The 10,735-nt window shown below is 28.2% G+C and carries 8 protein-coding genes and 1 pseudogene; all 9 read right to left on the bottom strand.

Annotation, left to right across the window (positions count from 1 at the left end):
- Nucleotides 1-487, bottom strand: a pseudogene (locus L8X50_RS07935) (hypothetical protein); the annotation flags it as partial.
- Nucleotides 487-1,164, bottom strand: a complete 678-nt coding sequence (locus L8X50_RS07930; protein WP_263660860.1) for a nucleotidyltransferase family protein — start codon at nucleotides 1,162-1,164, stop codon at nucleotides 487-489. The gene L8X50_RS07930 and the pseudogene L8X50_RS07935, both read right to left, overlap by 1 nt.
- On the bottom strand, nucleotides 1,152-1,757 hold the full coding sequence (locus L8X50_RS07925) for a D-sedoheptulose 7-phosphate isomerase (RefSeq protein WP_039617553.1): 606 nt from the start codon (nucleotides 1,755-1,757) through the stop codon (nucleotides 1,152-1,154). Before L8X50_RS07925 ends, L8X50_RS07930 begins: the two co-directional genes overlap by 13 nt.
- The gene (locus L8X50_RS07920; protein ID WP_263660861.1) at nucleotides 1,745-2,764 is read right to left on the bottom strand and encodes a dehydrogenase; all 1,020 of its coding nucleotides are present in this window, start codon (nucleotides 2,762-2,764) and stop codon (nucleotides 1,745-1,747) included. The genes L8X50_RS07925 and L8X50_RS07920 overlap by 13 nt, the downstream gene beginning before the upstream one ends.
- A 2-nt stretch (nucleotides 2,765-2,766) precedes the next feature.
- Nucleotides 2,767-3,798: a GDP-mannose 4,6-dehydratase gene (locus L8X50_RS07915; RefSeq protein ID WP_257398986.1), complete on the bottom strand. Its 1,032-nt coding sequence runs from the start codon at nucleotides 3,796-3,798 to the stop codon at nucleotides 2,767-2,769.
- Complete coding sequence (locus tag L8X50_RS07910) at nucleotides 3,795-4,958, bottom strand: DegT/DnrJ/EryC1/StrS family aminotransferase (RefSeq protein WP_263660859.1); 1,164 nt, start codon at nucleotides 4,956-4,958, stop codon at nucleotides 3,795-3,797. The genes L8X50_RS07915 and L8X50_RS07910 overlap by 4 nt, the downstream gene beginning before the upstream one ends.
- Nucleotides 4,959-4,967: 9 nt before the next feature.
- Entirely contained in the window at nucleotides 4,968-6,011 is a 1,044-nt protein-coding gene (locus L8X50_RS07905; protein WP_263660858.1) for a GDP-L-fucose synthase family protein, read from the bottom strand.
- Nucleotides 6,012-6,017: 6 nt separating this feature from the next.
- Complete coding sequence (locus L8X50_RS07900; RefSeq protein ID WP_263660857.1) at nucleotides 6,018-9,413, bottom strand: hypothetical protein; 3,396 nt, start codon at nucleotides 9,411-9,413, stop codon at nucleotides 6,018-6,020.
- On the bottom strand, nucleotides 9,413-10,621 hold the full coding sequence (locus L8X50_RS07895) for a CDP-glycerol glycerophosphotransferase family protein (RefSeq protein ID WP_263660856.1): 1,209 nt from the start codon (nucleotides 10,619-10,621) through the stop codon (nucleotides 9,413-9,415). The genes L8X50_RS07900 and L8X50_RS07895 overlap by 1 nt, the downstream gene beginning before the upstream one ends.
- Between the last annotated feature and the right edge of the window lie 114 nt (nucleotides 10,622-10,735).

Raw genomic sequence — 10,735 nt, 5'->3', positions numbered from 1 at the left:
CTTCAGTGTAAACTTGGCATATATATTTATAGTTTAATAAAAATTTTATATATAAAGAAGTATTTTCAACTTGATTATTTTTAATCATTTGAGCAATTAATGAAACCACAAAATCAAAATAGTCTCTTAAATATATAATTATAAATACTTTATTAAACCCATTATTATTAAAAAAAATTTTTATTTCTTTTACTTTATGAAAAAAATTTTTACATTCAATAAAATCCCAAACAAAATCTTCCGCAGAAAATATAAATTTACTATTTTGATTTTGCTGAAGATATTTTTTAAAATCTAAAACTTCATTATATGAAACACTTTTTTTTTGAATTATTCTAACTATTTTACGATGTCTATTGTGGCTAGTGATAGTTAGTTGTTTTGGAGAAACGAAGCATTGATTAGGATTTAAAAAGTTATCAGATAAAAATTTTTGTATTGTAGTAGTTCCAGTTTTGGGTAAACCAACATGAATATAAGCTATCATTATAATACTTTCCCCTTGAAACTCATAAATATATGATAATCTTGTGGTACCCCAATATCAATAAAATAATCATCAAAAATTTGGGTTTGTATTTTCAATGCGTTACAATTTGACTGCAAAAATTCTTCAAAAGAAAATTTTTTCTCCAAATCAAATTCATCAAAAATATCTTTTTTTAGCAAGTATATACCACCATTGATTAAACCTTGTTTTTTAAATACCTTTTCTTCAAAAGATATCACAATACCTTGATCATCAACGTTTACAGTGCCATATCGATCAAAATTTTGCATTTGTTTGAGTGCAATACAAATTTTACTATCATTTAAAGCAAGATTTTTTAGATCAATATCAAATATAGTGTCACCATTTAAAACATAAGCTTGATTTTTTATAAATTTCAAGGCATCTTTTATAGCTCCACCTGTACCTAAAAGCTCTTTTTCAATGTTATAGTGTATTTTCATACCTTCAAATTCATCTTTAAAGTACTCTTGGATGAGTTCATATTTATACGAAACACTTAAAATAACTTCAGTAATTCCTTGTTTTTTTAAATACTCTAAAACAAAGGTTAAAAATGGCTTTCCATTAATAGGTGCCATAGGCTTTGGAAGATCTTGTACTACGCTTTTTAATCTTGTGCCAAGCCCTCCTGCTAAAACTATAGCTTGCAATCAAACCCCTTACCAAAAAGCTCTTCTTCTACTATAGCACAGATGATATGTCCTATTAAAATATGTGCTTCTTGAATCCTTGGCGTACAAGTTGATGGCACTTTAATACAATAATCACAAAGTTCATTCATAGCACCACCGCTAGCCCCGGTTAAACCTATGCTTAAAATTCCTTTTTCTTTACAAATTTCTAAAGCTTTTAAGATATTTTTACTATTTCCACTTGTAGAAATTCCTATAAACACATCCCCACTCACACCTTGAGCTTGTACTTGTCTTGCAAATAAATTTTCATAGCCATAGTCATTACCAATAGCCGTTAAAATACTCGTATCAGTACTTAAAGCAATACTTGCAATACCAGGTCTATCAAAGTAAAATCTACTCACAAACTCCCCAGCTATATGCTGTGCATCAGCTGCACTTCCTCCATTGCCTGCTAGTAAAGTTTTATTGCCATTTTTATAAGCGTTAATCACTTTTAAAGATACCTCTTTAATTAAGCTGATCATATCATTATCATTTAAAATCTTAGTTTTAATATCAATTGAATCGCTAAAATGAGATTTTATATATAAATTTAAATTTTCCACGATTTTGCTCCTTCTTTAGTGAAGTAGAACTCTTGTACATACCCTTGCTGTTCATTTAGAATTTTTTTAAGTTTATATTTTTTTATAGGATCAACCATAAAAAACATAAACCCTCCAGCACCCGCTCCACTTGTTTTGCCACTATAGGCACCATTTTCCATGGCTAAGTGATAAATTCTTTCAAGCTCATCATTACTTACTATATCAGAAATAATTTTCTTTGACTGCCATGACTTGCCTAAAATTTGAGCTATTTTGTCAAAATCAGCCCTAAACAATGCTTCTTTCATATCTAGTGCATCTTGTTTTATCGCATGCATAGCATTAAGAGAGTTTTCATCTCCTAATTTTCCTTTTTTATGCTCTTCTATATCTTTAGCCTCTCTAGTAATACTTGTAAAATAAAGCAAAACTCTAGCTTCAAGCTCATTTACTATCCAATTTTTAATGCGCAAAGGATTAACGATCACTCTTTTTTGATCATAAAATTCCATAAAGTTAAACCCACCAAAAGTTGCAGCGTATTGATCTTGTGCACCGCCTACTATAGCCATATCCTCTCGTTCAATCTCATACGCTAAACGTGCTATCTCATACTCACCCAAAGGTAAATTCAGCCACTCAGCAAATGCTTTGATAATGCCCACCACTAAAGTAGAGCTACCACCAAGCCCACTACCACTTGGCACATCTGAATAAGTATGCAAAGAAAAACTTAAAGGTTTTTTAACATAGTCTTTTACCAAACGATTATAAATTGCTTTATAAAGATCTAGCTTGCCATCATTTTCTAAAAAATCTTTGCTTTTATACTCTGCTTTTACATTTGTATCTGAAGAATCAAAGATGATTTTTTCATCTTCTCTTTCTGCTAAAGTACAATGCACATATAAAGATATCGTTGCATTTAAAACATAACCTGTGTATTGATCACAATATAAATTTATATCAGTACCCCCACCGGCTAAACCTAAACGCAATGGGGTTTGAGAACGAATTGTCATGATTACTACCTATTTAGCGGGATTCTACCCATGGAAATTTCTTTTCTCCAATGATTTAGCAAATCTTCAAACATCTGCCTAGCTGGAATTTCTGGTTTCCAGTTGATATAGCTTTTGATTTTAGTATTATCAAACATTTGATAATCTGCATCAATAGGACGCATTCTTTCTTCGTCTTGCTCTACTTTGATATCTTTTCTTGTAGAAAGACTCAAAAGTATATCGATAACTTCGGGAAGCTTAAAAGCCTCTTCACCTGCTATATTAAAAGCTTCACCACAAGGAACTTTTCCTTTTTCGCTTTCTAATGAAAGCAAATAATAAGCCCTTATAGCATCACGACAATCTTGAAAAGTTCTTACACTTGATAAATTTCCTACTTTGATAACAGACTCTTGATAACCCGCTTCAATCAATGCGATTTGCTTTGCAACTGTACTTTCAAAAAACACATCAGAACGTCTTGGACCACTATGAGTTCCCATCCTAGTGACATAAGTTCTTATACCATAAGCCTCACCGTAAAATCTTCCTAAATAATCTGTGCCAATTTTACTTATACTATAGGGACTTGCACCATGAAAAGTTGTATCCTCATTTAGCTTAATACCTACTTTTGCCCTACCATAAACCTCACTAGAAGAACACACATGCACTACAGGATCATAGCCATCTTTGGCTTTTAACAATCTAATATTTTCTAAAATATTTGCTGTGCCTATGATATTAGTTTGTAAGGTTTCTATAGGTATATCAAAAGAGGTTTTTGGGTAAGACTGTGCAGCCAAATGAAAAACCACATCCGGTCGTTTACTCTCAAAAAGCTTTTGAATACTTGAATAATCATTTAAATCAGCATAAAAAATACTAATCCTGTCTTTTTTATTGATCCTATCACTTAAATGATAGATATTATCCATAGGTTCTTGCCAACGCATCATACCTATAACATTATAGTCAGTATTTTCTAGTAAGAAGTCCGCCATTTGCGACCCAACTTGACCTGTAAAACCTGTAATTAATGCTGTTTTTTTCATAGACTATCCAATGCTTTTTTAAATAAGTTAATTTGATCGCTAATGCTAAATTGGTGATTACCCACAAAAAATCCTTTTTCGTGGATATATTTTGCATTTTTCAATTCTTGATGAATTTCATAGTCAAAATACTTGATCACTTCATTTTGCGTAAAATCTCCAGTAGCTATAGGACGGTATTCTATATCATTTTCTTCTAATTTTTTAATAATATCTTTTCTTTGCAATTTCGAATTTGGTCTAATCACCAAAGAAAATCCAAACCACGAACTACTTCCAATTTCTTTTTGCATAATAAATTCAGGATGATTTTGAAAGTATTCACAAAATAATTTCGCGTTTTCTCTACGATGTTTTAAAAACATAGGTAACTTTTTAAGCTGTTCTATACCGATAGCCCCGCTCATTTCTACCGGACGTACATTATATCCTGGCAATACAAAACGAAATGACTCACTAAACCAATCATCACCTTTATTGGCTACTAAATTTTCCTTTGGAAGATTTCTAGTCCAACCATGTGCTCTTAAACATAGCAAAATATGATACAACTCTTCATCATCTGTAACAACAAAACCACCTTCCATTGTAGCCATATGGTGGGAAAAGAATGTTGAAAAAGTTCCCATAATACCAAAAGTTCCAGTTTGTTTTCCCTTATACTCTGCCCCCATTGATTCGCAATTATCTTCTAGTAAAACAATGTCTTTTCCTTTTACAAGATCATTAATTGCATTAAATTCATTAGGATTTCCTAATAAATTTACAATCATAATCATTTTTGTTTTATCATTAATAGCACCACTTAAAGCTTCTAAATCATAATTTAGTGTTTCTAAATCTATATCTACAAATTTTAGCTTTAAACCATATTGATAAAGTGGATAATAAGTAGTACTCCATGATACGGCAGGAACTATAACTTCATCTCCTCTTTTTAGTTTAGGATTTTTTGTATAAAACAAAGCTGCTGTTGCTATCAAATTTGCAGTTGAACCCGAACTTGTCATAACCGCATACTTAGAACCTGTAAATTTAGCAAAATCCTTTTCAAATTCAGCCACCTTTGTACCCATAGTAAACATATCGCTTTTAATAACATTTTGTATTGCTTGTAATTCTTTTTCATCCCAAGTAGATGAAGCTAAAGAATATTTCATTTACTCTCCTTATTTTATTTTTAAATACCAATTATATAACTTTTTTATTCCATTTACAAGATCAATTTTATGCTTCCAACCTAACGAATGAATTCTAGAACAATCTGTAAAACGATTCATAACTCCTTCTGGTTTTACTTTATCAAAAATAATATCTCCTTTGTAGCTCACAATATCTTTTATAATATAAGCCAAATCCCTGATGGATATATTTTCACTTGGACCAATATTAATATGAGTATTTTTTATTTCACCATCACTTGCACATAAGTCTTTAAAATCTATATTGTTCATGACAAAAACACAAGCCTCAGCCAAATCATCTACATGTAAAAATTCTCTTTTTGCATTACCACTCCCCCATATCGTTATATTGTTATCTTTAATTCCAAATTGAATTAAATATTTTCTTGCTTCGTCTGTATTATTTATATTCAAATCGCTCATTAATTCTTGATATTTCTTCTCCATTAATAATTTAGCTAAATGAAATTTTCGTATTAATGCTGGTATAACATGTGCTTTTTCTAAATCAAATTTGTCGTTTTCGCCATATAAATTTGTAGGAGCTAAAGAAATAAAATTTGTATTATATTGAATATTATATGCTTCACACATCTTAACACCTGCTATTTTAGCAATAGCATAAGATTCATTTGAATAATCTAACTCTCCTGTCATCAAGTCTGATTCTTGAGTTATACTACAATCTTTTGGATAAATAGAAGTTGAAGCTATAAAAATTAATTTTTTTACTCCATATAAATAAGATTGGTGTATAATATTACTTTGAATTTGAAGATTTTGAAAAATAAAATCGGCTTTATGATTTCTATTGTCCAATATTCCACCAACTTTAGCAGCGCATAAAAAAACATACTCTGGCTTTTCTTGTTTAAAAAAAGATTCCACTTGAGTTATATCTAATAAATTTAATTCATCTCGTGGCTTAGTAATCATATTATCATATCCTATTTTATTCAACAGTCCAAATATAGCAGATCCAACCAGGCCACCATGACCAGCTATATAAATTTTAGATTTTAAATTCATAAAAAATCAACCCTTATTTTTAATAATATTTATAATTTCATAAAAAGCTTTAAAATATCCCATTTTACCTCTTTTATTTACATTTACAATTATATTTCCAATTTTATATGTTATAGAATTTTGTTCAACCAAAGCTTGTTCATAATCGTCGTAATATTTTAATGGCTTGTTTCTATTGTGCTTTTTACCATTTTGTTTTTTAAATTTATTACTTTCTATATACAATAAAAATGGTATAAAAATACACTTACCAAAGGAGTTGTAGTTATTTAATACAATTTCACCTAATCTATAACTTAAATGCTTCTTGACTCTATCAACAGCTCCCATATTCAAATATTTTTTAAAAAGATTTTGCTGATTTTGTTTAACAAATTTTACAAAATCAATATATTCTTCTCTGTTTGAAAAACACGAGCCTGAAGTTTTCAAATCTGCAATTAATTCATTATAAAAATCAGGTATCATTCCCTTGGTTGGTAGGTAAATATCAATATTCATGTTTATATTAATTGGACTAATATTATTCTCTAAACACCATAGCACACCAACTCCTTCCTCTCCTTTTAGATGAAAAGATTTTTTTATACTATCATAAAAATCAACTTTTTTTCTTTCTATCATGAAATTATATTTATCAACAAATTTCTCAATCACAGAGCTTTTGGCGGCAATAATTCTATCATCCAAACCATGCCTCAAAAATCTGCACAATAAATCATTATCTCTCAAAGAAAATAACTGTTCTTGGTCAAAATTATCTACATACGCCTGATCTACTCTCGCAAGAATAATATAATCGTATTTTTGTTCAACTTCTTTTGTAAGCCTAAAACTTTTATACATTCCATATCTTAATCTAGCTCTAGAATATGGAGCATAATTAGGAAAAGGAGAATATTCTAAATATCTCATAGGAATAGTAACTGAATTCATAAAATCATCTTGACTTTCAATAAGAATTTTACGAGGACTTAATGAAGAACAAATATCATCTAATGGTAAATTATCTTTAATTGGAGTTGATATTTTTTCAAAAACACTAGGAAAATATTTTTTTAGTGTGTCATAATTACATATCTCTTTCGGAAAAAATTTTCTATTTTTTCGTTCTACATATCTTCTAACCCAATGCAAATCTCCGCCATATCCATTCCAAACATCCCAATGATCCCATAAATGCAAAAAGACATCCGCATCCAAAGGTTTAATAATGTTTTCTTTGATTAGTTTTAAAGTTTTATCTGAATTGCCTCTAAAAATTCCCCATAAGCAGACAGCAACTTTAGTATTAGATTTCCTTGTATAAACCGATAACTGATTGAAAATTTTCTTTCTTATATTGAGAATTTTTTTATTATTCATATCTCCCAAAGCAGTTAAATCACTTAATATACCAATAATAATATCAATATTGTCCCACTGTATAAAATATATCTTTGATATTATATATTGCGCTCTTACAAGATTTTTATTCCAAATTTTGCGGTAAAATTTTATAATATCAAATTCAATATTTTTTAACTTATATTTTTTAGCTAATATCATCAAAAGATAGGTAATAACCAATTCGCTATTTTCATCAAGACTATCAATGTCTTTATAATTATTTAAAAAATCAAGTATAGCGCTTTGATTGTTATTATGATCTCTTAAAAAATAATATATCTCAGATTTGTTTAATATATGTTTATCATAAAACATTAAATAATCTTTCACACTAGAAAACATATCTAATTCAGGAATCAGTTTCAATCTTTCATAAGAATAGTTTTCAATTATATTATTTAGCAAATCTATTTTGCTTATATCAACTAAAAAAGCTAAAAATTCTAACAAATAATCATCTGTATATTCTAATGATAATTGATAATTAGAAATCGCTTTATTCCATTTCCATTCTGATTTAAAAACTAGTGCTTTATTTCTAAAAAATAAAGCATTTTCTTTTTTTCTTTTAAAATTTTGTTTTTCATAATATAAACGAAATTTTTCTTCTATTCTTAAATAGGAATTATTAAAAAAAGTTTTATGCTTTGAATTAAAAGCTAATATAGCAAAATCATGAGATTTTATTATATCTCCTTCAAATTCAGTTATTATAGATGCCACATAACAAATACATGGAAAATTTTTTTCCGCAAACTTTAAATAATTTTGAAATTCTTTTTTATATACAATTCCTATCCACCCACGTAATAATAATGTTTTTATATACTGTTCCTTTCTATTCAATTCAAAAAAAACTTTGCATAGATATTCTTCAGCTTCTTTTTTTTTATTATTGCTTAATAAAGAATCTACAATATGAATATGATACTTGTCATTATCGGGATCATATTTCAAAGCATCTTCTAAAATAGAAATCAAATATTCCATAGGTTTTCCTAATATCTTTGAATATAAAAACGCATGAAATAGACTAAAAGCTTTCTGAGATGGTGATACATTCAAAATTGAATAATATTTATTATGAATAGCAAGATATTGAGAAGCATCTATTTCTTCATAATTGTTAACAAACTGTTGATCACCAATAAAATTAGCAAGTCTAACAACAGCAGAATGAGTTCCATATAATCTTGACGCTTTTGACATAAATGCAATATCAAAGAAGAAAAGTTCCAAATTTGACATTGTTTTTACATCTCTAAAATCATCCATAGTATAAATTTCTGGATGATTCGATATTTCGGCAATTTTTCGTATGGTTTCTAAATCATCACCTGAAAGTAAAATTTTTCTATTTAAATTTTTTTCTATAATAGCAAGTGGAATTTCGCATGGAGTTGCATGATAGACAGATTGAAGATTAAATTTTCTAAAATCACCATAGTCATAAATAGCATCACCGCTCCTAATATGTATTGCTATAAAATCATTTCCTATTTTCTCATTCACTTGTTTTTTGGCGCTCTCCATTATCTGTTCTATTTTTGCATTAAATTCTATTTTTTTCCATATCAAAGACATTTCATGTCTATATTCTTCGTAGCTAATGTTTTTAAACCATCTTGGACACAAATCCCCCAATGGTGTATTAATATATATATCATTTCCTATATTCTCAGAAAGAAAAGCATTAAAATCTTCTAAATTAAAATAAGAATTTAATTCTACAACATTACCATTTATTTGATTTATAAAAAAATTATTAATGAAGTTTTCTGTAAAAATATTTTCTTTCTCATCTGTACATAATCCTAGAATTTGAATATTATTATCATCACTTACTTTTCTAAAACCATTGCAATCTGCAGTTTTTGTATAAGGCTTAAATTCTCCCCATGTAAATTTAACCGGTATATCCAAATCTGCTTTTTTTGATAAAAAAAAAGCATTCATCAAACAAATTAACCTAGAACCAGTACCATCTATTCTTTTAGATAATATAATAGCCATTATAACTCCTCAAAATTTCTAAAATGCTCCCAAATGCCTTCATCTCCGAAACACATATACTTAATCAAACTTACATTAAACATTTGAATCTGATAATCTATATAGCATTCTGAAACACCCAACTCATTTATTAATATTTGACGTGTTATCAAATATGAACAATCCTCTATAAAATATTGTAATTTTAACTTTAACATCATTTTTTCTAAGCTTACATTTGAATCCATTTTAAGTAAAATAGAAACGATAAATTGCTTATTGTTAGTTTTAATTCCACTTTTTAATAACTCAAGCATATTTTTTTTAGATATAATTAAGTGATAATTTTTTTCAAAAAAATTAATAATCTCAAGGTCTCTATTTGATTTTCTGGCACAATAGATATAATTAAATATATCTTTTTCATTTTGACTATAATTTTCAATAATATATTGCCATTTAAAATAAGCAATAAGATACAATTGCTTATTTTGCGCCGATCTTGCTTTTTCTATTAACTTTTTCAAGTCAATAGTACTTACATGATCACTTGATGTATCCAAAATAGCATTATATATATCCATACAACTATTCTTGCTTCTATAAAAACTATTTTTGATATTTAGATAAAATTTTCTATCTACTTTTGCAGAAATAAAATAGTATTTTATTTGCTTTATCAATTCATCAGTTGTGTATGCCACTGGACCAAAACCATGGGTATGATAGCTTACACCCTGAGCTCTTTTATGATGCCTTCCATTTAAATTATCTTGTTCGTCAAATTGAAAATAAATAGTTGGCTTTTGAGCAACTGCCAATTCACAAGAAATTGTAGAATAATCGGTTATCAATAAAGAAGTATTTTGCAAAACCTTTTGTAGAGTTTCACCATCTTCTCTACTGTATACTTGAATGTAATCTGGCAAATTATAATACTTAACATAATCTCTAATTAAAAAATGGGGACAAAAAATAACTTTATAAGAATATGTTTTTACTAATTGCTCAAATTCTTTATTACGCAAAAAAGCATTCCATTGTATAAAATATTCAGTTAAAAGAAAATCTTCATTGTGCTCTCTAATACCTTTCCCAAAAATCACATCTCCAACAATATATTTTCTCCATGTTGGCATTATAAAAATTTGCTTAGTATCATTTTTATTGTTTTTCAATAAGGCATCGTGTCTTGCAAAACCTGTTAGCAAACCCTCTTTTTCACTCATATTATACCTAGTATAATCACTTATAATATTTAAATGTTCAATAGGCGAGCACATTACAATTAATCTTGGTTTAAATCTATTAAAAAATGCAGAAACATCCGAAAAAATTGTAAT

The sequence above is a fragment of the Campylobacter sp. CNRCH_2013_0898h genome (assembly GCF_025772965.1).
Lineage (GTDB): Bacteria > Campylobacterota > Campylobacteria > Campylobacterales > Campylobacteraceae > Campylobacter_D > Campylobacter_D lari_D.
This window is presented reverse-complemented; position numbering and strand designations above follow the sequence as displayed.